This window comes from Achromobacter xylosoxidans (genome assembly GCF_014490035.1).
Classification (GTDB): Bacteria; Pseudomonadota; Gammaproteobacteria; order Burkholderiales; family Burkholderiaceae_B; genus Achromobacter; species Achromobacter bronchisepticus_A.
On record NZ_CP061008.1, the window covers coordinates 342338 to 367006 of the forward strand.

23 protein-coding genes and 1 tRNA gene are annotated in these 24669 nt (G+C 68.3%); 12 read left to right on the forward strand and 12 right to left on the reverse strand.

The genetic code is table 11. The features are described 5' to 3' along the window. The first annotated feature begins 13 nt into the window (after positions 1 to 13). The 4 genes from fdhE to IAG39_RS01635 all read left to right on the forward strand — a co-directional run bounded on the left by fdhE (position 14) and on the right by IAG39_RS01635 (position 4453). Positions 14 to 970, forward strand: coding sequence for a formate dehydrogenase accessory protein FdhE (gene fdhE, locus IAG39_RS01620; RefSeq protein WP_118932340.1), 957 nt, complete (start codon positions 14 to 16; stop codon positions 968 to 970). After that, positions 970 to 2400, forward strand: a complete 1431-nt coding sequence (selA, locus tag IAG39_RS01625; protein ID WP_118932341.1) for an L-seryl-tRNA(Sec) selenium transferase — start codon at positions 970 to 972, stop codon at positions 2398 to 2400. The genes fdhE and selA overlap by 1 nt, the downstream gene beginning before the upstream one ends. Then, a complete protein-coding gene (gene selB / locus IAG39_RS01630) occupies positions 2397 to 4334 on the forward strand; it encodes a selenocysteine-specific translation elongation factor (RefSeq protein ID WP_118932342.1) in 1938 nt (645 codons plus the stop codon). The genes selA and selB overlap by 4 nt, the downstream gene beginning before the upstream one ends. 23 nt (positions 4335 to 4357) lie before the next feature. After that, positions 4358 to 4453: transfer RNA gene (locus IAG39_RS01635), tRNA-Sec, on the forward strand. A gap of 16 nt (positions 4454 to 4469) precedes the next feature. Here IAG39_RS01635 and IAG39_RS01640 read toward each other — a convergent pair. Both IAG39_RS01640 and IAG39_RS01645 read right to left on the reverse strand, forming a co-directional pair. After that, positions 4470 to 5009, reverse strand: coding sequence for a TlpA disulfide reductase family protein (locus IAG39_RS01640; protein WP_118932343.1), 540 nt, complete (start codon positions 5007 to 5009; stop codon positions 4470 to 4472). Between the two features lie 31 nt (positions 5010 to 5040). Then, positions 5041 to 6141: a transglutaminase-like domain-containing protein gene (locus tag IAG39_RS01645; RefSeq protein ID WP_118932344.1), complete on the reverse strand. Its 1101-nt coding sequence runs from the start codon at positions 6139 to 6141 to the stop codon at positions 5041 to 5043. A gap of 139 nt (positions 6142 to 6280) precedes the next feature. Between IAG39_RS01645 and selD the strand changes: the two genes are divergently transcribed. Next, positions 6281 to 7345, forward strand: coding sequence for a selenide, water dikinase SelD (selD, locus tag IAG39_RS01650; protein WP_118932345.1), 1065 nt, complete (start codon positions 6281 to 6283; stop codon positions 7343 to 7345). Between the two features lie 22 nt (positions 7346 to 7367). Here the strand turns inward: selD and IAG39_RS01655 are convergent, their stop codons facing one another. Together IAG39_RS01655 and IAG39_RS01660 are read right to left on the reverse strand one after the other, a co-directional pair. Then, entirely contained in the window at positions 7368 to 9434 is a 2067-nt protein-coding gene (locus IAG39_RS01655; RefSeq protein WP_118932346.1) for an LTA synthase family protein, read from the reverse strand. A 95-nt stretch (positions 9435 to 9529) separates the two neighbouring features. Beyond that, positions 9530 to 10447, reverse strand: coding sequence for a LysR substrate-binding domain-containing protein (locus tag IAG39_RS01660; RefSeq protein WP_118932347.1), 918 nt, complete (start codon positions 10445 to 10447; stop codon positions 9530 to 9532). A gap of 170 nt (positions 10448 to 10617) precedes the next feature. Between IAG39_RS01660 and IAG39_RS01665 the strand changes: the two genes are divergently transcribed. From IAG39_RS01665 to IAG39_RS01675, 3 genes are read left to right on the forward strand one after another with little or no spacing between them, the layout of a single operon-like run. Beyond that, complete coding sequence (locus IAG39_RS01665; protein WP_118932355.1) at positions 10618 to 10827, forward strand: DUF2917 domain-containing protein; 210 nt, start codon at positions 10618 to 10620, stop codon at positions 10825 to 10827. Between the two features lie 23 nt (positions 10828 to 10850). Beyond that, positions 10851 to 11504 (forward strand): 2-hydroxychromene-2-carboxylate isomerase, encoded by a 654-nt coding sequence (locus IAG39_RS01670; protein ID WP_118932348.1) that lies wholly within the window; start codon positions 10851 to 10853, stop codon positions 11502 to 11504. Positions 11505 to 11545: 41 nt separating this feature from the next. Then, a complete protein-coding gene (locus IAG39_RS01675) occupies positions 11546 to 11713 on the forward strand; it encodes a hypothetical protein (RefSeq protein WP_165867821.1) in 168 nt (55 codons plus the stop codon). Between the two features lie 28 nt (positions 11714 to 11741). Here the strand turns inward: IAG39_RS01675 and IAG39_RS01680 are convergent, their stop codons facing one another. Together IAG39_RS01680 and adh are read right to left on the reverse strand one after the other, a co-directional pair. Next, on the reverse strand, positions 11742 to 12119 hold the full coding sequence (locus IAG39_RS01680) for a DUF779 domain-containing protein (RefSeq protein ID WP_054455269.1): 378 nt from the start codon (positions 12117 to 12119) through the stop codon (positions 11742 to 11744). 57 nt (positions 12120 to 12176) lie between these two features. Next, positions 12177 to 13706: an aldehyde dehydrogenase gene (adh, locus tag IAG39_RS01685; RefSeq protein WP_059377164.1), complete on the reverse strand. Its 1530-nt coding sequence runs from the start codon at positions 13704 to 13706 to the stop codon at positions 12177 to 12179. 307 nt (positions 13707 to 14013) lie between these two features. On the opposite strand from adh, the gene IAG39_RS01690 reads away from it, so the two are divergent. Beyond that, a complete protein-coding gene (locus tag IAG39_RS01690) occupies positions 14014 to 15894 on the forward strand; it encodes a sigma-54-dependent Fis family transcriptional regulator (RefSeq protein WP_187774073.1) in 1881 nt (626 codons plus the stop codon). Between the two features lie 8 nt (positions 15895 to 15902). Here the strand turns inward: IAG39_RS01690 and trpC are convergent, their stop codons facing one another. The 6 genes from trpC to rpe all read right to left on the reverse strand — a co-directional run bounded on the left by trpC (position 15903) and on the right by rpe (position 21589). Next, a complete protein-coding gene (gene trpC, locus IAG39_RS01695; RefSeq protein ID WP_059377198.1) occupies positions 15903 to 16691 on the reverse strand; it encodes an indole-3-glycerol phosphate synthase TrpC in 789 nt (262 codons plus the stop codon). Beyond that, complete coding sequence (trpD, locus tag IAG39_RS01700; RefSeq protein WP_054455246.1) at positions 16688 to 17719, reverse strand: anthranilate phosphoribosyltransferase; 1032 nt, start codon at positions 17717 to 17719, stop codon at positions 16688 to 16690. Before trpD ends, trpC begins: the two co-directional genes overlap by 4 nt. 12 nt (positions 17720 to 17731) lie before the next feature. Then, positions 17732 to 18298 (reverse strand): aminodeoxychorismate/anthranilate synthase component II, encoded by a 567-nt coding sequence (locus tag IAG39_RS01705; protein WP_059377201.1) that lies wholly within the window; start codon positions 18296 to 18298, stop codon positions 17732 to 17734. A 56-nt stretch (positions 18299 to 18354) separates the two neighbouring features. Next, entirely contained in the window at positions 18355 to 19875 is a 1521-nt protein-coding gene (trpE, locus tag IAG39_RS01710) for an anthranilate synthase component I (protein ID WP_118935212.1), read from the reverse strand. Between the two features lie 263 nt (positions 19876 to 20138). After that, entirely contained in the window at positions 20139 to 20846 is a 708-nt protein-coding gene (locus tag IAG39_RS01715; protein WP_059377203.1) for a phosphoglycolate phosphatase, read from the reverse strand. A 14-nt stretch (positions 20847 to 20860) separates the two neighbouring features. Continuing rightward, positions 20861 to 21589, reverse strand: coding sequence for a ribulose-phosphate 3-epimerase (gene rpe, locus IAG39_RS01720; RefSeq protein WP_118935214.1), 729 nt, complete (start codon positions 21587 to 21589; stop codon positions 20861 to 20863). 129 nt (positions 21590 to 21718) lie between these two features. Here rpe and apaG point away from each other — a divergent pair, with 129 nt between their 5' ends. The 3 genes from apaG to IAG39_RS01735 are packed head-to-tail and all read left to right on the forward strand — an operon-like array spanning position 21719 to position 24599. After that, a complete protein-coding gene (gene apaG / locus IAG39_RS01725; protein ID WP_039882644.1) occupies positions 21719 to 22093 on the forward strand; it encodes a Co2+/Mg2+ efflux protein ApaG in 375 nt (124 codons plus the stop codon). Positions 22094 to 22131: 38 nt separating this feature from the next. Then, a complete protein-coding gene (locus tag IAG39_RS01730) occupies positions 22132 to 23433 on the forward strand; it encodes a murein transglycosylase A (RefSeq protein WP_059377206.1) in 1302 nt (433 codons plus the stop codon). Then, positions 23430 to 24599, forward strand: a complete 1170-nt coding sequence (locus IAG39_RS01735) for a UbiH/UbiF family hydroxylase (protein ID WP_118933398.1) — start codon at positions 23430 to 23432, stop codon at positions 24597 to 24599. The genes IAG39_RS01730 and IAG39_RS01735 overlap by 4 nt, the downstream gene beginning before the upstream one ends. Positions 24600 to 24669: the final 70 nt, after the last annotated feature.

A 24669-nucleotide genomic window follows, 5' to 3' on the forward strand; every position in this document is an offset into this window, starting at 1 on the left:
ACTGGAGACGCAAGTGCAGCGAATTCTTCCGCGCGGCGAGATCGAAGCGCTAGATCACAACCGCATTCCCCAAGTCAGCCTGCCGGACCGCGCGTCGGTTTTCGCCACGCGCGCAGCCCGCTTGCGGCAACTGGCGGCGGATAGCCCGGTGGCCGACTACCTGCTGCTGATGGCGCATCTGGTCGACGCCCAGCATCGCGCCCTGCAGGGCTGCGCGGCGCCCGAGGCTTCCGAGGAGCGCATTTCGCTGGCGCAGGCGCATGGCATGCCGCCCCTGCAGGCCGTGGGCTGGCCGCGCGACCCGTTGTGGCGCAACATCCTGGGCCAGCTGCTGGACCATGTCGCCGGCGCCAAGGACGTGCCGGCCGAGGCCATCGAAGTCTGCGCCGGCCTGCGCCGTGCGCTGGCCGAGGATCCGGAGTCGCTGGAGGATCTGGCCGAGGCGGTGCTGTCCGAACAGGACCAGGGCGTGGACGGCGCCGCGGCGCCCTTCGTGATGGCGGCCCTGCAAATCTATTGGACCGATCTGGCCAGCCGTTTCGACGAAAAGCAGTTGCCCGTGGCCAGCCCCTTTGGCGTCTGTCCGGTGTGCGCCAGCCTGCCGGTGGCCAGCGTGGTGCGTGTGGGCGGGCAGTTCGAAGGCTACCGCTACCTGTGCTGCAGCCTGTGCGCGACCCAGTGGCACATGGTGCGGGTGAAATGCTCGCATTGCGAAGACGTGGAATCGGTGGCGTATCAGGCCATCGAGGGCCGTACGCCCGCCATCAAGGCGGAAACCTGCGACCACTGCCATACCTATCGCAAGATCTTCTACCAGGACAAGGACCTGCAGGTGGAGCCCGTGGCCGACGACCTGGCCAGCCTGATGCTGGACGTGCTGGTCGGCGAGGCGGGCTATTCGCGGGCCAGCGGCAATCCGTTGCTGTGGCACGGATCGGAGCCGGCGTCGGATCAGGGAGCAGAGCAGTAATGGCCGCACAAGCGCCCGAAGGCGGCGTGGCCGCGGTATCGGAGATCCCTTCGTTGGACCGGTTGCTGAATGCGCCGGCCATGCGCGCCGCGCTGGACGAGCACGGCCGCACCCAGGTGGTGGCGGCGCTGCGCCGGGATTTGGACGCGATGCGCGAACGTGCGCTGGCCGGCGGGCTGCCGCGCCAGGAGCTCGACGCCGACGTCGTGGCCGCGCGCGTGGCCGCGGCATTGGCCCGGACGGCCGAGCGGAAGCTGCGGGCCGTGTACAACCTGACCGGCACGGTGCTGCACACCAACCTGGGCCGGGCGCTGCTGCCCGACGAGGCGGTGGCCTCGGTGCTGCGCGCGCTCACCACCCCCGCCAACCTGGAGTTCGACCTGGACACCGGCGGGCGCGGCGACCGCGACGACCTGATCGATGAACTGTTGTGCGAACTGACGGGGGCCGAGGCCGCTACCGTCGTCAATAACAATGCGGCCGCCGTGCTGCTGATGCTGAACGCGCTGGCGGACCGGCGCGAAGTCGTGGTGTCCCGCGGCGAACTGGTCGAAATCGGCGGCGCGTTTCGCATTCCGGACATCATGAAGCGCGCCGGGGCCAAGCTGGTCGAAGTTGGCACCACCAACCGCACCCATGCCGCCGACTACGAAAACGCCCTCGGCCCGCGCACCGCCATGCTGATGAAGGTGCATTGCAGCAACTACGCGGTCACCGGTTTCACCAAGAGCGTGAGCGTGGCCGAGGTGGCGGCGCTGGCGCACGCGCGCGGCCTGCCCGCTACCGTGGACCTGGGCAGCGGCACGCTGGTCGATCTGACCCAGTTCGGCCTGCCCAAGGAAGACACCGTGCGCGAAACCATCGCGGCCGGCGCGGACCTGGTCACTTTCAGCGGCGACAAACTGCTGGGCGGGCCGCAGGCCGGCCTGCTGGTGGGTCGCAAGGACCTGATCCGCAAGATCAAGAAGAACCCGCTCAAGCGCGCCCTGCGCGTCAGCAAGCTGACACTGGCGGCCTTGGAGCCGGTGTTGGGTCTGTACCGTGCGCCCGAGTTCCTGGCCCAGCGCTTGACCACCTTGCGCTTGTTGACCCGCCCGCAGCGCGACATCCAGCCGCAGGCCGAACGCCTGCGCGGCGTCCTGGCGCAGGCGGCGGGCGAACACTACGCGGTCGAGGCCGTACCCATGTTCAGCCAGATCGGCAGCGGCGCCTTGCCCGTGGACCAACTGCCCAGCTACGGCCTGGCCGTGCGCTACACCGGCAGCGGCCGCGCCGGACGGCACCTGGACAAGCTGGAGACGCAATTGCGCCGCCTGCCCGTGCCCGTGATCGGCCGCATTGCCGACGACGCCCTCTGGCTGGACCTGCGTTGCCTGGAAGCGCGCGACGAAGCGGCCTTCGCCGCGCAACTCGCGGAGCGCCTGGCGTGATCATCGGCACCGCAGGCCATATCGACCACGGCAAGACCACGCTGGTGCGGGCGCTGACCGGCGTCGATACCGACAGGCTCAAGGAAGAAAAGGCGCGCGGGATTTCCATCGAGCTGGGCTACGCCTACACCCCGCTGCCCAACGGCGACGTGCTGGGCTTCATCGACGTGCCGGGGCACGAGAAGCTTGTGCACACCATGGCGGCCGGCGCCAGCGGCATCGATTTCGGCCTGCTGGTGGTGGCGGCGGACGACGGCGTCATGCCGCAGACGCGCGAACACCTGGCGATCCTGGCTTTGCTGGGCGTGGAACGCGGCGCGGTGGCGTTGACCAAGACCGACCGCGCCGATGCCGCGAGATTGCAGGCAGTGCGCACGGAAATCGCCGAACTGTCCGCGGGCACCTTCTTGCAGAACGCCCCGCTGTACGCCGTATGCGCGGCGCAGGCCGACGACCCGGGCGTGGCGCAACTGAAGGCCTATCTGCACGCCGAGGCGCAAGCCCTGCGCCAGCGCGACAGCGCGGGCCTGTTCCGGCTGGCGGTCGATCGCGTGTTCACCCTGGCCGGCCATGGCACGGTGGTGACAGGCACGGCCCATGCCGGGCTGGCGCGCGCGGACGACGACGCTGCCGACTTGCGGCTGATGCCTGCAGGCACGCGCGTGCGCGTGCGCAGCATCCATGCCCAGAACCAGGCCAGCGAAACCGGCGCGGCGGGCCAGCGCTGCGCCTTGAATCTCGCAGGCATGGACAAGAACGCCATCGCGCGCGGCGACTGGATCGCGGATGCGCGCTGCTTCCTGCCGTCGCGCCATGTCGACGTGGCGCTGACGCTGCTGGCATCCGCCGACGCGCCGGTGCGCGCCTGGGCGCCGCTGCATGTGCACATCGGCGCCGCGCGCCACGTGGCGCACGTGGTGCCGCTGAGCGCGGAATCGCTGGCGCCCGGACAGTCCGGCTGGGTGCAGCTGGTGTTCGACGATCCTGTTTGTGTCATGCCGGGCGACCGCTACATTGTGCGCAACGCGCAGGCCACGCGCACGGTCGGCGGCGGCCGGGTGCTGGATCCGAACGCCCCGGACCGCAAGCGCCGGTCCGCCGCGCGCATGCAGTGGCTGCAGGCGCTGGCGGCCATGCTGGACGGCGCCGGCCTGCATCCCGTGCTGGAGCATGCCGCGCTGGGGCTGGACGAAGACGCCTTGCAGCGCCTGACGGGCAAGCCCGTGAGCGAGATCCCTGCGCCGCCCGCAGCGGTGTGGCTGGAGGCGCGTACGCCGCAGGCGCCGCGCACCCTGATCCTGGCGGCGCATTGGGATGCGCTGCGCGCCCGCGTGGAGCAGGCGCTGGCTGCTTTCCATCAAGGCGCGCCCGACGAACCAGGCCCCGACGGTCCGCGTTTGCGCCGCATGGCCATGCCCGCCGGCCCGGATGCGTTATGGCAGGCGGCGCTGGACGATCTGCAGCGCGATGGCCGCATCGTGCGCAATGGCCCCTGGCTGCACCTGCCGGGCCATAGCGCGACCTTGGCGCCCGAGGAATCGGCGCTGGCCGCGCGCGTGCTGCTGCTGCTGCTGGCGGCCGGCGCCTTCGATCCGCCCTGGGTGCGCGATCTCGCCCGCACGCTGGGTGAGCCCGAAGACCGCATGCGGCAACTGCTGCGCAAGCTGTTGCGGCGCGGCGAAGTGGCCCAGGTGGTGAAGGACCTGTTCTATCATCGCGACCAGGTGGCGGCGCTGGCGGCGCTGGCGCAAGGCCTGGCGGCGCAGCCCGAGGGCTTGAACGCCGCCTCGTTCCGCGACGCCACGGGTCTGGGCAGGAAGCGCGCGATCCAGATCCTGGAGTTCTTCGACCGCGTGGGATATACCCGGCGCTTGCGCGATGCGCACGTGTTGCGCCAGGAAAGCGCCTACGGAAGCCCGCGGCAGGCGCAGTAACCGGTATCATGGGCGGCCACCGTGGAAGGCATTCGTGCCCGGTGGCACGGCTGGGCTTCAAACCCAGTTGGGGGCGTCAGACGTTCCCAGGTAGGTTCGACTCCTGCTGCCTTCCGCCATCTCTTGCGCGGCGCACTAAGCCCGCAGCATCCCCGTCACTACGCCGCCTACCCGGTCCGAGTTCCAGTCCAGCTGTCCCAGATGCCAATATCGGACGGATCCGCCGCGGTCCACCAGATAGTTGGCGGGCAGGCCGACCGCGTCCCATTGCTTTGACGCCGTGCTGTTCCTGTCGTGCAGCACGGTGCCCGCGACCGGCCATTTCGCCAGAAAGGTGTTGATCCTGGCCGCCGAATCGCCGACGTTCACGGCCACCAGGCGCAGGCCTTCCTCGCGATGGCGTTTGGCCATGGCGGACATGATGGGGATTTCATCGCGGCAAGGGTCGCATGAGGTGGCCCAGAAGCTGACGATGATCACGTTGCCGCGCCAGGAGGCGAGTTTCTTCTCGCGGCCGGCCAGGTCGGGCAAGGCCAGCGGCGGCGTGGACGCGGTCCAGGGCGCCCAGTCCGGGCCGGTGGCCTTCTTGAGCGCATCGTCGCTGGCGGCCCGGGCATACCAGGGCAGGGCCGCCAGCGACAGGCCGGACTGCAGGAGTAGGCGGCGGCTGATCATGGCGGTCCCCGTGGGTGGACAGTAGGTGGGCTCAGATGGAAAGCGGCTTGGCGCTGAGCTTGTAGCTGAAGCTGGCGGGATCCAGGCTGTCCAGCCGCCCGTCCGAGGTTTCGCCGTTGGGGTACATCAGGAACGGCACGGGGCCGTGGGTAGCGCCCGGCAGGACCACGTCGTGGCCGTGGTTGTACGCCACCCAGTTCATTTCCCAGGCGCCGAACAGCATGACGCGCGCGGCGCGCACCTTGGGGTCGGTCAGCGGCAGTTCGCCGGGCGGCTCCTCCAGCATGACCTTGCGCACGTCGGCGGGGTCCACCGGCACCCAGCCGTAGCCCGCGGCATAGAACTCGGCGCGGCAGTGCTGCGCCTTGGTGACGTCGCCAGCCTTGCCCAGGCTTTTGTAGCCGAACTCGGAGTCCGCCACGCGCAGGCCGTAGGCGTCGCGGGCGGGTATGCCGGCGGCGCGGGCCAGCGCGACAAACAGGGAGTTGATGTCGGCGCACTTGCCGTTCAGATCGTTGGCCGTGAGCATGTAGCGCACGTCGCCCACGCCGCAGCCGCGGGTGGACGCGGTCCTACAGGTGTTCTCCACCACCCATTCGTAGATGGCGCGGGCCTGCGCCAGATCGCCGCGGTGGCCGCGCGTGATGCGGTCGGCGGTGCTCTTGACGATGCCGTCGGTGGGTAGCAGCGCGGTGGGCTGGAGGAATTCGCGCAGCGCGGCGGCGCTTTCGCGGGGGGCGCCGGCCGAGGGCGGCTGGCTCAGGTCCACGCGCCGGTTGCGGGTCTGGAAGCGGCTGGTGACCGTGACCTGGCGCGGCGCCTGCGCGTCAGGCCATTGCACGGCCAGCATCTGCACGCCGTAGCCGGGCGCCTGGGTCAGTTGGGCGACGCCGCCGCCGCTGACCTGCCAGGCGCTCTGTGCGCCGCGCTGGTAAGAGGTGTCCGTGGCGTAGGGAACCGGAATCCAGATGCGCGCGTGCGCGCCCGGATCCTGCACGGTGATGTCGGTGGTCAGTTCGAAGGCGCGCCATCCGGTGCTGACGGGGGCGAGTCCCGCGCGCGCCGCCCTGGGCAGGGTCGCGCTGGCGGCGCACAGGGCGCCCGAGAAACGGAGGAAATGTCGGCGATCCATGTAGCCCTCACTCACGGTGAAGATTGGCTGTCGGTGCGCCCGGGGCCGGGCGGCCGTCCGTTGCTGCGTGCTGCTGGATCATCATAGGGCCAATCCCGGGGGCGGTGCTATCCTTTTCCACTGACCTATGGAGATTCAGATGACCACCCAGGATGTTGCCAGCGCGGCGGTGCCGCGATTGACTTCGCTTTCGCACGGCGGCGGCTGCGGCTGCAAGATCGCGCCCGGCGTGCTGTCCGAGCTGCTCAAGCGCTTCGGCCCGGCGGTCAGCTACCCCGATCTGCTGGTGGGGACCGAGACGGCCGACGACGCGGCGGTCTACCGTCTGAACGACGAACAGGCGCTCATCGCCACCACCGATTTCTTCATGCCCATCGTCGACGACCCCTACGACTTCGGCCGCATCGCCGCGACCAACGCGCTGTCGGACGTGTACGCGATGGGCGGCACGCCCATCATGGCACTGGCCATCGTGGGCATGCCGATCAACGTGCTGCCGCACAGCGTCATCGCCGACATCCTGCGCGGCGGCGAAGCCGTCTGCAAGGACGCCGGCATTCCGGTGGCCGGCGGCCACAGCATCGACTCCGTTGAACCCATCTATGGCCTGGCGGCGATGGGCCTGGTGCATCCCGCCCGCATCAAGCGCAACGCCGACGCGCGCGCCGGCGATGTGCTGATCCTGGGCAAGGCATTGGGCGTGGGCATTCTGTCGGCCGCGCTGAAGAAGAACCGGCTGGACGACGCTGGCTACCGCGCCATGATCACCGAGACCACCCGCTTGAACCGGCCCGGCCCGGCGCTGGCCGCCATGGAAGGCGTGCACGCCATCACCGACGTGACCGGCTTCGGCCTGTTGGGGCATACGCTGGAAATGGCGCGCGGCGCGCAACTGACGGCGCATGTGCGGCGCGATGCGCTGCCCTGGCTGCCCGGCGTGCAGGCCTTTGCTGCGGATGGCGTCATCACCGGCGCGTCCGGCCGCAACTGGGCCTCCTATGGCGCGTCCGTGCGCCTGGGCGAGGGCGTGAGCGACACGGAGCGCGCCTTGTTGACTGATCCGCAGACCGCGGGCGGACTGCTGGTGGCCTGCTCGCCGGACGCCGCGCAGGCGGTGCTGGACCTGTTCCGCCAGCACGGCTTCGAGCAAGCGGCCGTCATCGGCGACATGCGGGCGGGCGAACCCGAAGTGCGCGTCGACTGAAAACCCCTGGCAGGCCTGGGCGCTAGCGCGCCTGGCCGGCGCGGCCCAATTCCTGCACCTGGTAGTTGATCTGCCAGTGCAGCAGCTCGGTGTAGGCGTTCAGGCGGACCTGCTCCGCCCATTGTTCCGCCGTCGCGTCCTGCTCCGCCTCCAGCGCCAGTCCCGATGGACCTGCCCAGGGCAGGATGCGGCCGGGTTTGCCCTGCCGGAACACCCCTTCATCGGTCAGCAGCACGTGCTTGCTGTTGAAGCCGAAACACCAGGCCGGATCGGGCTGGGCGGCCAGCAGGTCGCAGCCGCTGCGGAAGTAAGGAGTCTCCGGGAGGCTCAGGTGATACAGCGTGGGCAGGATGTCCTTGTGGCTGCCTACGCGCGCCGGGTCGTAACGCGCCTGTGTCCGGTAGGCCGGCGGCACATACAGGTAGAACGGCACGGCGCGCGCCAGCGCCGCGTCCTTCGGATCCTGATAGTCGATGCCCAGGATGTTGTGGTCGCCGGTCACGGCGACGATGGTCCGCGACGCGTAGTCCGATGCCTTCAGGCGCGTCAGGAAGCCCCCCAACTGATCGTTGGCATAGCGCAGCGTGTCGAATGCGGCCGCCAGCGTGTCCCAGGTCTTGAAGTAGGGCAGGCTGGCCACATCGTCCAGGGGCAGGCCGCCGCGCTGGCCGCCGTCGGGCACGATGAACGGAGGATGGTGGGTGGTGGACAAGGCCACGATGAATAGCGGCTGGCCGTCCTGGGTGCCTTGCGCCAGCCGCTCTTCGATATAGCGGAACATGTACTCGTCGGGCACGCCCCAGGTTCCCGTCCGTGCTTGGGGATAACGCATTCTGAGGGTCTGCTGATCCACGAATTCATGCGCGCCCAGCTTGGTGGCGAAGACGCCGAGGTTGCGCCAGGTGGCGGCGCCGGAGGTGACGAAGACGACCCGGTAGCCGCGTTGCAGAAAGGGCGTGAAGGCGTTGCTGGCGAATGGCGTGTCCACCGCCGACGATTGGCCGACGGCGGCAATGGGGCTGCGCACCAGCAGCAGGCTCAAGGATTCTATGGTGCCGTTGCCTTCGGCCACGAAGCGCTCGAATACCCAGTCCTCGCGCCAGTGCGGACGCAGTGCGCCGAGCAGGTCGCGGTCGGGATTGTCATAAGCGTTCAGATGCGCGCCCATGCTCTCCATGACCTGCAGCACCACGTGGGGCGGTCTTGCGGCTGCTGCGGAGTTGGGTGCGGTTGTGGCCATGAATGGCCGCAGGCCGTTGTCCGGCCAGCCCAGAAAACGCTCGTAGAGCAAGCGCCCCTCGCGCAAGGTGACGGGTTCGAAGCGCTTGTCGTTGCCGCGGTCGGACAGGGCCCACGAAAAGGCCGAGACGCCATTGGGCGCGATGTCATTGAGCAGGCGCAGCGACGAGATGCTGGTGTCGTCCTTGTTGAGCGGAAACTTGCCCAGCGATCCTCTACAGGCCAGCACGGTGATGCCTATGATCAGCGCAAACCGCAACAGGCTGGGAATGAACGCGCGGCGCTTGAACCGCCTGCCTTGCACCCAGCCGCGCCAACGGCGGCCGAGCCACCAGGTCCCCGCCAGCACCGCCGCCAGCAGCAGGCCTGCCTGCGCCAACGGGTAGCCATGCCACAGGGTCATCAGGATGGCCTGGGTGTCGTCGTCCACCAGCCCGAACACGAAGATGTCGATGGAACGGGAAAATGTGGCGAAGTAGAAGACGCTGACGATCGTGATGGCCGCGAACAGCGTCGCCATGGCTGCGCCCAGTCCCGGCAGATGGTGCTGCCAACGCCGTTGCAGCCCGGGTCTGGCCGCCGCCGCCATGGACAGGAGCAGCAGCGCCGAACAGGCGATGCTGGCGACCTTGATGTCGAACAGCAGCCCTGTCGCCAGGCTGCGCCGCACGTCCTGCGGCAGCGCGTCATAAGTCCCCGGCGCGGCATAGCGCAGCAGCAGGTAGCCGCGTCCGGCGCTTTGCGCCAGGACGCTGATCAGCCAAGGGGCCAGCAGGACCAGGAAGGATCGCTGAAAATTGACGAACCAGTCTTGCCACCCGAGCGCCGGACGGAAATGCCTAATCAACATCTTGGGAGCAGGGTTACGGATCAGCGCCGCAATCTACCGGAGCAACCATCCCAAGTTATGAAGATCTGTATAAATTTTGTAGCGCGGCGCCGCGCCTACGCGGTCAGGTCGCGCGCGGTGGCTTCGGCCTGTTCGATCAGCCAGCGTGTGACGACCTCGGCGTCCGGCGTGGCGCGGCGCGTATTGCGCACCAGCCAGTAGGCGTGCTCGGTGGCGCTGGCGGCCTGGCCGCCGACGGCCTCCAGACGTTTGTCCGCCAGCATCGGCGCAATCAGCGCCAGCCGGCCCAGCGCGATGCCGTGGCCCGCCAGCGCCGCGTGCACGATCTGGTCGTACTGGTTGAAGCGCAGCATGCCCCGGGTGGGCACGCGGGCCAGGCCGCGCGCATTCAGCCATTCCGACCATTGCAGCCAGGGACGTGTCGGGTCGTCGAATTCCAGCAGCACGTGGCGTTGCAGTTCCTCGGCATCCAGCAGGCGGGCCTTGAGCGAGGGGTGGGCCACCGGCACCACGGCCTCGCCGAACAGCCAGGTTGCGCTGTCCGGCACGCCGTCGCGCAGGCTGTAGCGGATGGCGATATCCACGCTTTCGCGGTCTATGTCGATCAGCCGGTTGTCGGCCGCCACGCGCACGTCGATGTGCGGATGCGCCGCCTGGAAGTCCCCCAACCGCGGCAGCAGCCACAGCGAGGCCACGCCTATGGTCGTGGTCACGGTAACGGGCGTGCGGCGCTCGGGGGCGCGCAGCTGCTCGGTCAGGTCGCCCAGCTGGCTCAGCCATACGTCGGCCATGCGGAACAGCTGTGCGCCCTCGGAGGTGAACGACACGCTGCGGAATCCGCGCACCAGCAGGGGCACGCCCAGGTGGGCCTCCAGCGCCCGGATCTGGCGGCTCACGGCCGACTGGGTCACATGCAGATCCTGCGCGGCCAGGGTGATGCTCATGCGGCGGCCCACGGCCACGAAGCCTCGGACCAGATCAAGCGGTGGGAGTTTGGCCAGCGGATATGGCATTCGTAAAACTCATGCGTGTCGGACGGAAATGTCGCTTGAGCAATAGTACCTCCAGGGCGTTCAATAGGACTCAGACGACGGGTGTAGGGCGCATAGCCCCGCCATCCGCCGCGATCGCCGCCGCCGCGGCCCAGGGGTACGCCATGATCCAGGTATGTTGCACTGCGGGAATGTCATTTCGTCTGGCCGGCGGCTCGACTATGCTGCTCAAACGCGCCTCGGGCGTCCGCATCGTGTGTCACGCCGGCACCTTGTGGCTGTCCGAATATCAGCGTTTCGATGACAGCGTGCTTCAAGCCGGTGATTCCATCACCGTCGGCAGCGATCGCGATGTCGTTCTCAGCGGCCTGCCGGATGCGCAGGTCGCGCTAATTTCGTAGCAGCTTGTCCCGGAGCTCCAGTCATGACCGCGCCCCTGCCCGATACGCCCCGCATCGAGATGTGGTTCGATTTCGCCAGCCCGTACAGCTATCTGGCCATCGAACGCGTCGACGCCCTGGCGCAAGAGGCCGGGGTCCGGGTAGATCTGCGGCCGTTCCTGCTGGGTCCGATCTTCCAGGCCCAGGGCTGGAACGACACGCCGTTCCGGCTGTTTCCGGGCAAGGGCGCCTACATGATGCGCGACATTGCCCGCCTGGCTGAAAAGTACGGCCTGGTCTACAACCGTCCGCGCCTGTTTCCGCGCATGAGCGTGCTGCCCGCGCGCATCGCGCTGCTGGGGCAGGACGAGCCCTGGGGCCGCGATTTCTGCGTGGCCGTGTTCCGCGCCAATTTCCAGCACGACCTGGACATCCAGTCCGAGGACGTCGTGCATGGGCTGCTGACGGACCTGGGGCTGGACGCCGCCGCCTTGATCGCTCGTGGCAAGTCCGAAGCCGCCAAGGAGGCGCTGCGCCGCCAGGTCGACCGTGCCCGCAACCTGGGTCTGTTCGGCGCGCCCACATTCTTTGTGGACGGCGAGATGTTCTGGGGCAACGACCGCCTCGAAGATGCGCTGGAATGGACCCGCCGCGCGGCGCCCGCCAGCGCCTGGAGCACATCGGCCGCGCGCACTTGAGCGCTGCCCAAGCAAGTTTTTTCGTCAACGCAACTTCAGCAATGAAAAACGCCAGCAGTGCCTATCGCGGCGCGCCCATGCCGGGCGGCCGTTCGTTCACGCAGTTCCGCGCCGCGCGCATCCGGCGCGTGTCGTTCCAGTGGAAACAGGCTGCCGATGCCGGCACGCCGGACAAGGGCAGTCCGCAAGGCGGGCCGCGGGGCCGCTAGGACCCTGCGCGACCAGCCGGCTAGGGGCTCAGCCCTTGCTGACGGGCGCCACCCGCGCCCACTCCTCGTCCGAGTACAGCCGCGAGCGCAGCAGGAAGCGCTTGCCTTCCGCGCTGTCCAGCGAGAACGCGCCGCCGCGGCCGGGCACGGCGTCGATGATGAGCTGGGTGTGCTCCCAGTACGCGAACTGGTCCTCGCCCATGTAGAACGGGCAACCTTCCAGTTCGCCCAGCAGCACATCCGATCCGCCCACCATGAATTCGCCCTGGGCATAGCACATGGGCGAACTGCCATCGCAGCAGCCGCCGGACTGGTGGAACATCAGCGGGCCGTGCTTGGCCCGCAGCGTTTCGATCAGGCTGCGCGCCTCGTCGGTGGCGACCACGCGCGGCGTTTGCTCTGCCATGTCAGGCTCCTTTGAGGCGCGCCGGGCCTCGCGGCCCGGCGCCGGCACACAACCGGGTCAGAAGAAACCCAGCTTCTTCGGCGAGTAGCTCACCAGCAGGTTCTTGGTCTGCTGATAGTGGTTGAGCATCATCTTGTGGTTCTCGCGCCCGATGCCCGATTGCTTGTAGCCGCCAAACGCCGCATGCGCAGGATAGGCGTGATAGCAGTTGGTCCACACGCGGCCCGCCTTGATGGCGCGTCCCATGCGATAGCAGGTGTTGGCGTCGCGCGACCACACGCCCGCGCCCAGGCCGTAGAGCGTGTCGTTGGCCAGGGCCAGCGCGTCGTCGGCATCCTTGAAGGTCGTCACGGCCACCACCGGGCCGAAGATTTCCTCCTGGAACACGCGCATCTTGTTGTGGCCCTTGAACACCGTGGGCTGCACGTAATAGCCGCCTTCCAGCGCGCCCTGCATCTGCGCGCGCGAGCCGCCGGCCAGCACGTCGGCGCCTTCCTGCTTGCCGATGTCCAGGTACGACAGGATCTTCTCCAGCTGCTCGGTGGACGCCTGCGCGCCCAGCATGGTGTCCGCGTCCAGCGGATTGCCTTGCTTGATCTCGGCCACGCGCTTCAGGGCGCGTTCCATGAACTTGTCGTACAGGGATTCCTGGATCAGCGCGCGGCTGGGGCAGGTGCAGACCTCGCCCTGGTTCAGCGCGAACATGACGAAGCCTTCGATCGCCTTGTCGAGGAAGTCATCGTCCTGCGCGGCCACGTCGGCGAAGAAGATGTTGGGCGATTTGCCGCCCAGTTCCAGCGTGACCGGAATGATGTTCTGCGAGGCGTACTGCATGATGAGGCGGCCGGTGGTGGTCTCGCCGGTGAAGGCGATCTTGGCGATGCGCTTGTTCGAGGCCAGCGGCTTGCCCGCTTCCAGGCCGAAGCCCGTGACCACGTTCACCACGCCCGGGGGCAGGATGTCGCCGATCAGTTCCATCAGCAGCAGGATGCCCAGCGGCGTCTGCTCGGCGGGCTTGAGCACCACGCAGTTGCCTGCGGCCAGGGCCGGCGCCAGCTTCCACGCGGCCATCAGGATGGGGAAGTTCCACGGAATGATCTGGCCCACCACGCCCAGCGGTTCGTTGAAGTGATAGGCCACGGTGTCGTGGTCGATCTCGGACAGCGAGCCTTCCTGGCTGCGGATGCAAGAGGCGAAGTAGCGGAAGTGGTCGATCGCCAGCGGGATGTCGGCGGCGCGCGCTTCGCGGATGGGCTTGCCGTTGTCCCAGGTTTCGGCCGTGGCCAGGCGCTCCAGGTTCGCCTCCATCACGTCGGCGATCTGCATCAGCATGCGGGCGCGCTGCGCGGCCGGGGTCGCTCCCCATTTCGGCGCGGCGCGATGCGCGGCGTCCAGCGCCAGTTCGATGTCGCGCTCCTTGGAGCGGGCATTGCGCGTCAGCACCTGGCCCGTGACCGGCGTGACGTTGTCGAAGTATTCGCCGTCGGAGGGCTTCTGCCATTTGCCGTCGATGAAATTGTCGTACTGGGTCTTCAGGTCCAGGCGCGTGCCGTAGGAGTCGGGGGTGATGCGGGTCGCGATGTCCATGCTTGTCTCCGGTATTGTGGGGGTGCGGCAGTCGGCTGCCTGTCCTTTATCAAGCAAGGAGCGTGCCAGTCGGTGCTTCCCCGCTGGACAGCCCGCGGCTTGCATGCGAAAGTAGGTTTCCAAAATGGGGCGACGTGCAGCAATGCCCCAGAGGGCCGGCCCGCCGCCGGGCCGCCCCTGGGCGGGTCAGCTCCCCAGGGGGCAGGCAGTCCGCGTAGCGGGCGCGGCGTGAGGGCTCGCTCCCTGTCGCTTTTTGCGACATCGTCGCGGAACAGGTGTCGCAGAACGCCTGTCCCAGGAGACATGCATGGCCACTCATTCCCGTCAGCACGCGCTGACGCAAGCGCGCCTGCTGTTCAACCAGCAAGGCGCGGTGCCCGGCGGCATGGTCGCCGAGCCCATCCTGCGGTCGTGGCGTCGCTGCGCCGACCTGGGCTTCGACATGCGCGGCGTGCGCCGCGCCGAGCTCATGACCCAGGGCGAGTTGCGCGAGGCCCAGCAGCGCAACGAGGCGCTGCGCAGGCTGTCCGAACCCGCCATATCCCTGCTGCGCCGCCAGGCCGGCGGCAGCGGCGGCCTGGTGATCCTGTCCGACGCGCAAGGCCTGGTGCTGGACTCCGACGGCGACACCGGTTTCGCCCAGCGCGCCTCGCGCGTGGCGCTGATGCCCGGCGCGCCCTGGGACGAAGCGGCGGCAGGCACCAACGCCATCGGCACCGCGCTGGTGGAAGGCCGGCCCATCGCCGTGCATGGCGCGGAACACTATTTCGAACCCAACCGCATCCTGACCTGCGCCGCCGTCCCCATTACCGACAGCGAGGGCCGCACGCTGGGCGTGCTGGACCTGTCCAGCCCGGCGCGCGACCTGCGGCCCGACGTGCTGGAACTGGTGCGCGCCGCCGTGGACCTGATCGAGCACCGTTTGTTTGAACAGGCCTACGAGCAGCACGCCGTGCTGCGGCTGCACGTGGACCATTCCGGACTGGGCGCGCCCGGCGAGGGCCTGCTGGCCTTCCAGGGCGACCTGCTGATCGGCGCCAACCGCCGCGCCTTGCAGGCGCTGGGCCTGGCGCCCACCGCACTGGGCGTGTACCGCTACGCCGACGTATTCGACGGCGACATGGAGCGCTGCCCCGACGCGGCGGGCCGGGTGCAGGCGCGCTCGGGCGCCGTGTACCACGCGCGCCTGCGCTGGCCGCGTTCGCGCGCGCCACAGGCGCCGGCGCGGCCAGCGCTGCCGCCCGCGGCCGGCCCGCGCCCCGCCGAACCGAGTTTCGATGCCGCAACCCTGGGCGCGCTGGCACGCGCCGTGCACCTGTCGGATGCGGACGTGTCGATTCTGCTGCAAGGCGAAACCGGCGTGGGCAAGGAAGTGTTCGCGCGCCAGCTGCATGCGCGCAGCAAGCGCGCCTGCGGGCCGTTCGTGGCGGTGAACTGCGCGGCGTTGCCGGAAAGCCTGATCGAATCCGAGCTGTTCGGCTATGAAGACGGCGCCTTCACTGGCGCGAGGCGCCAGGGCAGCAAGGGACTGCTGCGCCAGGCGCACGGCGGCGTGCTGTTCCTGGACGAGATCGGCGACATGCCGCTGATGCTGCAATCGCGCTTGCTGCGCGTGCTGCAGACGCGTGAAGTCTCGCCGCTGGGCGCGGCCAGGCCTGTGTCCGTGGACTTCGCGCTGGTGTGCGCGACACACCGGCCGCTGGCGCACGAGGGGCCCGACGCGCCGGTGCGCCCGGACCTGTATTTCCGCATCGCCGAATACACCGTCACGCTGGAACCGTTGCGTGCACGCGCCGACCGCCTGGAGCTGCTGCGTGGCCTGTGGGCGGCGCAAGGCGCAGGCCCTGTGCTGCCGGCCGAGATCGAAGCCATCCTGGCCGCCTATTCATGGCCCGGAAACTACCGGCAACTGGCGGCCGTGCTGCGCACATTGCACGTGCTGGCGGGACCTGCCGGCGTCGTCGAGGCCGACATGCTGCCCGCCGACATCCGCGGCGCGGCGTCTGCGCCGCAAGCCGCAGGCAAAGACGTTGATCCTGCGAATCTGCAAGCCATGACGGACGCCGCGATCCACAACGCCCTGGCCGCCCATGGCGGCAATGTCAGCCGCGCTGCGCGCGCGCTGGGCGTGCATCGCAGCACGCTTTATCGCCGCGTTGCGGCGCTGGGCGCGCCGCGTGCGAGGTAGTTTTTCGCCTAGCCCATCAGGCGCGCAAGTTCCGCGCCCGGATCCTTGGCGCGCATGAAGGCTTCGCCCACCAGGAAGGCGTCGACCTTGTGCTGGCGCATCAGCTGCACGTCTTCCGGCTTGAGGATGCCGCTTTCGGTCACGACGCGCTTGCCGGCGGGGATCCGGGGCAGCAGGTCCAGGGTGTTCGACAGGCTGGTCTCGAAGGTGCGCAGGTTGCGGTTGTTGATGCCGAGCAGCGGCGTCTTCATGGTCAGCGCGACGTCCAGTTCCTGGGCGTCGTGCACTTCCACCAGCACGTCCATGCCCAGTTCCATTGCCAGCGTTTCATAGTCGCGCAGTTGCGCGGGGCTGAGCGCGGCCACGATCAGCAGCACGCAGTCCGCGCCCATGGCGCGCGCGACGATGATCTGGTACGGGTCGATCACGAAGTCCTTGCGCAGCACCGGCAGCGAGCAGGCCGCGCGCGCCTGGCGCAGGTGGTCGTGGGAACCCTGGAAGAACTGCACATCGGTCAGCACCGACAGGCAGGCCGCGCCGTGCACCGCATAGGTGGCGGCGATTTCCGGGGGATTGAAAGGGTCGCGCAGCACGCCCTTGGACGGCGAGGCCTTCTTGATTTCGGCGATGACGCCGGGCTTGCCTTGCGAGATCTTGTCTTCGATGGCTTGGGCAAAGCCACGCACGTCCTGCCGCGCCTGCGCTTCGCGCAGGACTTCGGCTTCGCTGCGCATCTGGCGAGCGGCGGCGACTTCCTCGGCCTTGACGGCGAGGATCTTCGCGAGAATATCGTTCATTTCAGGAATTTCCGGGTATATGCGCAGAATTCTTCCAGCTTGGCTCGCGCCGCGCCGGTGGAGATAAGTTCAAATGCTAGAGCCAATGCCTCGGGAATGGAATCGGCCTTATTGCCAGCATAGATGGCGAGTCCCGCATTGAGCGCGACGATGTCGCGGGCGGTGCCTTCGACATTTTCGAGCGCTTCGATGACAAGCTCACGCGATTGTTCGCGATTGGACACCTTGATGCTCCGGTTGGACATCATGGATAGCCCGTAGTCCTCGGGGTGGATCTCATATTCGAGGACTTTCCCGTCCTTGAGTTCCCCGACCAGGGTGGCGCCGCCCAGCGAGGCCTCGTCCATGCCGTCCTTGCCGTGCACCACCAGCACGTGGCGCGACCCCAGGCGTTCCAGCACGCGCACCTGGATGCCGACCAGGTCGGGGTGGAAAACACCCATCAGCTGGTTGGCGGCGCCGGCCGGGTTGGTCAGCGGACCCAGGATGTTGAAGATGGTGCGCACGGCCAGTTCCTTGCGCACGGCAGCCACGTTCTTCATGGCGCCATGGTGGGCGGGCGCGAACATGAAGCCGATGCCGGTGGCCTGGATGCACTCGGCCACCTGTTCGGGCGTCAGCACCAGGTTGGCGCCCAGGGCTTCCAGCACGTCGGCGCTGCCGCTGGAGGACGAGGCGCTGCGGTTGCCGTGCTTGGCGATCGGCACGCCGGCCGCCGCCGCCACGAACATGGCAGTGGTGGAAATGTTGAAGGTGTGGCTGCCGTCGCCGCCGGTGCCGCACATGTCCAGCAGGTCGGCGGGGTTCGGGGTGACCACGGGCGTGGCGAATTCGCGCATGACCTGCGCGGCCGCGGTGATCTCGCCGATGGTCTCTTTCTTCACGCGCAGGCCCATCAGCAAGGCGCTTGCGATCTGCGGCGACATTTCGCCGCGCATCAGCATGCGCATGAGATGCAGCATTTCGTCGTGGAAGATTTCGCGGTGTTCAATGCAGCGCGTCAGCGCTTCGGCGGGGGAAATAGTCACGATGCGTCCTTCTTAGGCGAGGTTCAGGAAATTGCGGAGCAGGGCATGGCCGTGCTCGCTGAGCACCGACTCGGGATGGAACTGTACTCCGTATAGCGGCAAGGTCTTGTGGCGCACGCCCATGATGTCGCCGTCCGGCGCGGTCGCGGTCACGGCCAGGCAGTCGGGCAGGGTGGCGGGGTCGATGGTCAGCGAGTTGTAACGGATCACGGTGTACGGGGTGGGCAGACCGGTGAAGATGTCCGTGCCCGTGTGCGAGATCCGCACGGTCTTGCCGTGCATGATCTGCTGCGCGCGCACGATGTCGCCGCCGTAGGCCGCGCCGATGGCCTGATGGCCCAGGCACACGCCCAGGATGGGCTTCTTGCCGGCAAAGGTCTGGATCACGGGCACCGAGATGCCTGCTTCGGCCGGCGAGCAGGGGCCGGGCGACACGCAGATGCGGTCCGGATTCATTGCGGCGATCTCTTCCAGCGTGATCTGGTCGTTGCGCGCCACGCGCACGTCTTCGCCCAGTTCACCGAAGTACTGCACCAGGTTGTAGGTGAAAGAGTCGTAGTTGTCGATCATCAACAGCATTTAATTCTCCTGTGGGGCCGCCCGGCGGCCCGGATATGTCCGGTGGGGGCGGGGCCTCAGATGGGTTCGTCCAGGCCGTGCTGCACCTGTTCCGCGGCGCGCAGCACCGCGCGGGCCTTGGCTTCGGTTTCGGCCCATTCGGCTTCGGGGTTGGAGTCGGCCACGATGCCGGCGGCGGCCTGCACGTACAGCGTGCCGTCCTTGATGACGCCGGTGCGGATGGCGATGGCCACGTCCATTTCGCCGCCGTAGCTCAGGTAGCCAGCCGCGCCGCCGTAGATGCCGCGGCGCACGGGCTCCAGCTCGTCGATGATCTTCATGGCCTCGACCTTGGGTGCGCCGGTCAGGGTGCCTGCGGGGAAGGACGCGCGCAGCACGTCCATGCTGCTCATGCCGGGGTTCAGCGTGCCGGTGACGTTGGACACCAGATGCATCACGTGCGAGTAGCGTTCGATCACCATGGTGTCGCTGACCTTGACCGAGCCCACCTGGGCCACGCGGCCCACGTCGTTGCGCGCCAGGTCGATCAGCATCACGTGCTCGGCCACTTCCTTGGGATCGGCCTTCAGTTCGGCGGCCAGGGCGGCGTCTTCCTCGGGCGTGCCGCCGCGCTTGCGGGTGCCGGCGAGGGGACGGATCGTAATCTGCGACTTGGGCTCGCCGTTTTCCACCACGCGCTCCTGGCGCACCAGGATTTCCGGCGACGCGCCGACCACCTGGAAGTCGCCGAAGTTCCAGAAGTACATGTAGGGGGAGGGATTGAGCGACCGCAGGGCGCGGTAGAGGGAGAGAGGGGAATCGCGGAAGGGCTTGGCGATGACCTGGCCGATCTGCACCTGCATCAGGTCGCCGGCGGCGATGTGTTCCTTGGCGCGGTGCACGGCCGCCAGATAGTCTTCCTTCTTGAAGTCGCGCCGCTCTTCGGTCTGCATGCTGGCGTGGCTGTAGGGAATTTCCACCGGGCGTCGCAGTCGGGCGCGCAGGTCGTGCAGGCGCTGCTGGGCGCGGCTGTAGGCTTCGGGCTGGCTCGGGTCCGCGTAGACCATCAGGTAGATCCGGCCAGCCAGGTTGTCGACGATGACCAGCTCGTCCACGTGCATCAGCATCAGGTCGGGCGTGCCGCCTTCCATGCCGGCGGGAAATGGCTTGACCGCCGGGCCCAGGCAGGGCTCGATGTGGCGCACCGTGTCGTAACCGAAGTAGCCGGCCAGGCCGCCGCAGAAGCGCGGCATGCCGGGACGCAGGGCGACCTTGAAGCGGCTCTGGTATTGCTCGATGAAGGCCAGCGGATCGCCGTCATGGGTCTCGGCGACCTTGCCGTCGTGCAGCACCTCGGTGCGGGTGCCGCTGGCGCGGATCACCGTGCGGGCCGGCAGGCCGATGAAGGAGTAGCGGCCGAAGCGTTCGCCGCCCACCACCGATTCCATCAGGCAGGTCATGCGCCCGCCCTGGGGGCCGGCGTGCGCGAGCTTCAGGTAGATGCCCAGCGGGGTGTCCAGGTCGGCATAGGTTTCCGCGACCAGCGGGATGCGGTTGTAGCCTTGTGCGGCGAGGGCCTTGAATTCGATTTCGGTCATGTCGGGTCTCGTGAGCGATTTATCTGCTATCGGACCAGGCGCGCAACAAAAAAGCCCGGTCCAGGTTACTGGTTCCGGGCTTGGCTCTGTGATTATTTACACAGCTACGGCACTAGGCGGCATACGCGTCCAGGGCCGGGAGGGATCATCGCCACCCGGAAGACAAACGCCACCAGCGCCACGAGGCGCCGAGCATTTGGTTCTGGATGGAAACGTTCATTGAGCTTTGTTCAGTATTGAATTCGCGGTGCGCCGCCGGGTGTTCAGGAGCCTGTTCTTGCCGCGTTCTGGTTTTGATTCCAGAGCGCGACCCACTGGGCGGCGGCGACTAGCGTGTCAACTATACCATCGACATCCAGCTCGCGCACGTCCCGGCCTTCGTTGTAACCATAAGGCACGACCAGGACCTGGGTGCCGGCGCTGCGGCCGGCCTGGGCGTCATTGACCGAATCGCCGATGGTCACGGCTTCGTGCATGGCGACGCCGAGCAGGTCGCAGGCATGCACCACCTGATCCGGATCGGGCTTGCGGCGCTCGCAGGTGTCGCCGCAGACCACGGCGTCGAAAAAGCCCGCCAGGCCCGTGCGCTGCAGCAGCGGCAGGGTGAATTCGGTGGGCTTGTTGGTGACGACGGCCAGCTTCAGCCCTTGCTCGCGCATGAGCTTCAGGCCGTCGATGACGCCTGGATAGATCTGCGCCTTTTCGCCATTGGACAGGTGGTAATGGCGATAGAAGGCGGCGCGGGCCACGTCGAACTCGGCGGCCGAGGGGTCGGCTGCATCCAGGCTGCCGGCCAGGCTGCGGCGCACCAGGTTGTCCACGCCCTTGCCCACGAAGGTGGCCACCACGTCTTCGCGCAGCGGCGACATGCCCAGTTCCACGCGCATGGCATTGGCGGCGAAGGCCAGGTCGGGAATCGAATCCAGCAGGGTGCCGTCCAGGTCCAGCAGCGCGGCGCGAAAAGCGGTCATGTCGGTTCCCCGGCTCAGATGGCGGTGGTTTCGCCGATGGCGATCTGTTCGCGCATGGACTTGATGATGCCGGCATAGTCCGGCTTGCCGAAGATGGCGGAGCCGGCCACGAAGGTGTCGGCGCCGGCGCGGCGGATTTCAGCGATGTTGTCGATCTTCACGCCGCCGTCGACCTGCAGCACGATTTCCTGGCCGCCGGCCTGCGTCCAGGCGTCGATGCGGGCGCGCGCCTCGCGCAGCTTGCTCAACGCACCCGGGATGAAGCTTTGGCCGCCGAAGCCCGGATTCACTGACATGATCAGGATCAGGTCGATCTTGTCCATCACGTAGTCCAGGTAGGACAGCGGGGTGGCGGGATTGAACACCAGGCCGGCCTTACAGCCGTTTTCACGGATCAGCGACAGCGTGCGGTCCACGTGGCGGCTGGCGTCCGGGTGGAAGCTGATGTAGTCGGCGCCGGCCTTGGCGAACATCGGCACCAGGTCGTCCACCGGTTCCACCATGAGATGCACGTCGATCGGCACCTGGACATGGGGGCGGATGGCCGCGCACACCATCGGGCCGATGGTCAGATTGGGGACATAGTGGTTGTCCATCACGTCCACGTGGATCCAGTCGGCGCCGGCGGCGACGACGTTGCGGACTTCCTCGCCCAGGCGGGCGAAGTCGGCCGACAGGATGCTGGGGGTGATGCGGGTGGAAGCCTGTTGGGTAGACATGATGTTCGGGATCGGGGAGGGCATAATGTGCCATTATTGCAGTTTGAGGCGCGGTACCGGGAATGGCCCGGCCCGGCGGGTCCGGGAACCGTGTCTTTTCCAGCGTCAGGCGCCGTACCACGGCCGCCCGCCAGCACCACACAGGGAAGGACTGTGAAACCTTACGACCTGAGCGTCTCTGTCTCTCCGCGCTTCGTGCCTGAACAGTCCGATCCTGGCGAACAGCAGTTCGTGTTCGCCTATACCGTCCGCATCACCAATACCGGCGAGCATCCCGCCCAGGTGATCAGCCGCCATTGGATCATCACCGACGGCAACCAGCGCGTGCAGGAAGTGCGCGGGCTGGGCATCGTCGGGCAGCAGCCCTTGCTCGCGCCCGGCGAAACCTTCGAGTACACCAGCGGCTGTCCCCTGCCCACGCCGGTGGGCACGATGCGCGGCACTTACCACTGCGTCGGCGAGAACGGCATTCCGTTCGAAGTGCCGATCTCCGAATTCGTCCTGGCCATGCCGCGTACCCTGCATTGAATGGCCCGGCTATCCGTCGCACGTTTTTTCATTTGCTCATGAAGCGCATTCTCAGTCTGTCCGTGCTGTCCGTCCTGCTGGCGGCATGTTCCACCCCCTCCGATATCCCTCCCGACTCCGGTTCGACCGGCATCCCCGGCCCGTCCGCGCCCGCAGCCGACGGCCCGCTGGTGGTGCCGTCGCTGGCGTCCTTGCCCGATACCCCGCCGCGCGCGCTGGCGGGCAAGTACAAGGCGGCGAACTGGGCCGAGATGCCCGGCTGGACCAACGATGACCTGTCGCGCTTCTGGCCTCTGTTCCTGCGCAATTGCCGCGGCCTGATGCGGCCGACCAGCGGCAACCTGGCCGCGCCGGCGCGCGCCACGCCGCGGGCCTGGCAGCCGGTCTGCGCCGCCGCGGCGGATCCGTCCCGCGCGCCTGCCGCGGGCGATGGCGAGGGCGTGCGCCGCTTCCTCCAGACCTATCTGCAGCCCTGGCGCCTGAACGCGGCCGACGGCAAGCCGGCCGCCAATACCGTGACGGGCTATTACGAGCCCCTGGTGCGCGGCTCGCGCCGCCAGGGCGGCAGCCATCAATGGCCGCTGTACACCGTGCCGGCGGACCTGCTGACCATCGACCTGGGTTCGATCTATCCGGAACTGGCGGGCAAGCGCGTGCGCGGCAAGCTGGACGGCAAGCGGGTGGTGCCCTATGACTCGCGCGCCGCCATCGAATCGTCAGGCCGCCGTCCGCCCGTGCTGGTGTGGGTGGACGACCCCGTCGACAACTTCTTCCTGCAGGTGCAGGGCTCGGGCCGTGTGCAGCTGACCGACGGCCCCGATTCCGGCAAGACCATCCGCGTGGCCTACGCCGACCATAACGGCCAGCCTTATGCCTCGATTGGCCGCTGGCTGATCGACCGGGGCGAGCTGTCGGCCGACCAGGCCTCCATGCAGAACATCCGCGCCTGGGCCCAGCGCAATCCCAAGCGCGTGCCGGAAATGCTCAACGCCAACCCGGCGGTGGTGTTCTTCCGCGAAGAGGCGGTGGTCGACCCGGAGCAAGGCCCCAAGGGCGCCTACGCCGTGCCGCTGGCCCCCATGCGTTCGATCGCGGTCGACGCGGGCTTCGTGCCGCTGGGCACGCCGGTATTCCTGGCCACCACCTATCCCGCGTCCGACCGGCCGCTGCAGCGCCTGGTGCTGGCCCAGGACACGGGCACGGCCATTCGCGGCGCCGCGCGCGCCGACTTCTACTGGGGCTACGGCGACGATGCCGGCCAGCAAGCCGGCCGCATGAAGCAGCGCGGCCAGATGTGGGTGCTGTGGCCGAAACAGGCCGGGGAGCCGAGCGCAAGATGAGCCATCAGATCGTCGTTTGCGGGGCCGGCATCGTCGGCCTGTCCACTGCCCTGGCGCTGGCCCGCCGCGGCCAACGCGTGGCCGTGCTGGCGCCGCGCGCCAGCGTGCCGCCGGCCGATCCCGACCGCTACCATCCGCGCGTCTACGCCATTTCGCCCGCCAGCCAGCGCTTTCTGGCCGAACTCGGGGTGTGGGACGCCATGCCCGCGTCCCGGCTGACGTCGGTCAACGCCATGGAAATCCACGGCGACGCCGACGGCCAGGTGAATCTGAGCGCCTGGCAGGCGGCGCTGCCGCAACTGGCCTGGATCGTCGAGTCCGGCGAAATCGAGCGCGTGCTGATCCAGGCCGTCCGCATGTTCGGCATTCCCTGGCTGGAGGACCGCTGCACGGGTTACCGCGACGGCGCCATCGACACTGAAAGCGGCACGCGCATCGAGGCCGAGCTGTTCGTGGGCGCCGATGGCGCGGCGTCGCCGCTGCGCGAGGCCGCCGGCCTGAAGCATGAATCCGTGTCCTATGACGACACGGGTCTGGTGGTGCATCTGGACGCCGAGCGTTCACATCAGGGCGCCGCCTTCCAGTGGTTCCGCGACGACGGCGTACTGGCTCTGCTGCCGCTGCCCGATACCTCCGCCGGTGCGCAGGTTTCCATGGTCTGGTCCATGCGCACCGAACTGGCCCAGGCGCTGCTGGCCTTGCCGCCCGAGGAGCAGGCTGCCCGCCTGGAAACCCTGCTGGCCGACGCCGCCGAAGGCCGCCTGGGCGCGCTGAAGGTCCGCAGCAAGCTGCATGGATTCCCCTTGACGCTGGAGCGCGCCCAGATGGTTGCGCCCGGCATCGCGCTGGCGGGCGACGCGGCGCACCGCCTGCACCCGCTGGCAGGCCAGGGGCTGAACCTGGGCCTGGGCGACGTCGAGGCCCTGGCCCGCGTCGTCGCCGGCCGCGAAGCCTACCGTGCGGCGGGCGACCTGCGCGTGCTGCACCGCTACCAGCGCGCGCGCGCCGAGCCGGTGCTGGCCATGCGCCTGGCCACCGACGGCCTGCACAAGCTGTTCGCGTCGCGGGCGACGCCGCTGGTCTGGCTGCGCAATGCCGGCATGCACTGGGTCGAACGGGCGCCTCTGATCAAGCGCCGCCTGATCACCGGCGCTTCGGCCAACTAGGGCCGGATCCGTCCCGCGGAACCTCGCCCGCGGGCGGATTGTCTGACTCATAGGGGGCGCCTGCCCGTGC

Coding starts and splice junctions, on each gene's coding strand:
- selA (WP_118932341.1), top strand. CDS start 970: ATGGCCGCACAAGCGCCCGAAGGCGGCGTGGCCGCGGTATCGGAGATC.
- IAG39_RS01640 (WP_118932343.1), bottom strand. CDS start 5,009: ATGATCAGCCGCCGCCTACTCCTGCAGTCCGGCCTGTCGCTGGCGGCC.
- IAG39_RS01645 (WP_118932344.1), bottom strand. CDS start 6,141: ATGGATCGCCGACATTTCCTCCGTTTCTCGGGCGCCCTGTGCGCCGCC.
- selD (WP_118932345.1), top strand. CDS start 6,281: ATGACCACCCAGGATGTTGCCAGCGCGGCGGTGCCGCGATTGACTTCG.
- IAG39_RS01655 (WP_118932346.1), bottom strand. CDS start 9,434: ATGTTGATTAGGCATTTCCGTCCGGCGCTCGGGTGGCAAGACTGGTTC.
- IAG39_RS01660 (WP_118932347.1), bottom strand. CDS start 10,447: ATGCCATATCCGCTGGCCAAACTCCCACCGCTTGATCTGGTCCGAGGC.
- IAG39_RS01665 (WP_118932355.1), top strand. CDS start 10,618: ATGTCATTTCGTCTGGCCGGCGGCTCGACTATGCTGCTCAAACGCGCC.
- IAG39_RS01670 (WP_118932348.1), top strand. CDS start 10,851: ATGACCGCGCCCCTGCCCGATACGCCCCGCATCGAGATGTGGTTCGAT.
- IAG39_RS01675 (WP_165867821.1), top strand. CDS start 11,546: ATGAAAAACGCCAGCAGTGCCTATCGCGGCGCGCCCATGCCGGGCGGC.
- IAG39_RS01680 (WP_054455269.1), bottom strand. CDS start 12,119: ATGGCAGAGCAAACGCCGCGCGTGGTCGCCACCGACGAGGCGCGCAGC.
- adh (WP_059377164.1), bottom strand. CDS start 13,706: ATGGACATCGCGACCCGCATCACCCCCGACTCCTACGGCACGCGCCTG.
- IAG39_RS01690 (WP_187774073.1), top strand. CDS start 14,014: ATGGCCACTCATTCCCGTCAGCACGCGCTGACGCAAGCGCGCCTGCTG.
- trpC (WP_059377198.1), bottom strand. CDS start 16,691: ATGAACGATATTCTCGCGAAGATCCTCGCCGTCAAGGCCGAGGAAGTC.
- IAG39_RS01705 (WP_059377201.1), bottom strand. CDS start 18,298: ATGCTGTTGATGATCGACAACTACGACTCTTTCACCTACAACCTGGTG.
- trpE (WP_118935212.1), bottom strand. CDS start 19,875: ATGACCGAAATCGAATTCAAGGCCCTCGCCGCACAAGGCTACAACCGC.
- IAG39_RS01715 (WP_059377203.1), bottom strand. CDS start 20,846: ATGACCGCTTTTCGCGCCGCGCTGCTGGACCTGGACGGCACCCTGCTG.
- rpe (WP_118935214.1), bottom strand. CDS start 21,589: ATGCCCTCCCCGATCCCGAACATCATGTCTACCCAACAGGCTTCCACC.
- IAG39_RS01730 (WP_059377206.1), top strand. CDS start 22,132: ATGAAGCGCATTCTCAGTCTGTCCGTGCTGTCCGTCCTGCTGGCGGCA.
- IAG39_RS01735 (WP_118933398.1), top strand. CDS start 23,430: ATGAGCCATCAGATCGTCGTTTGCGGGGCCGGCATCGTCGGCCTGTCC.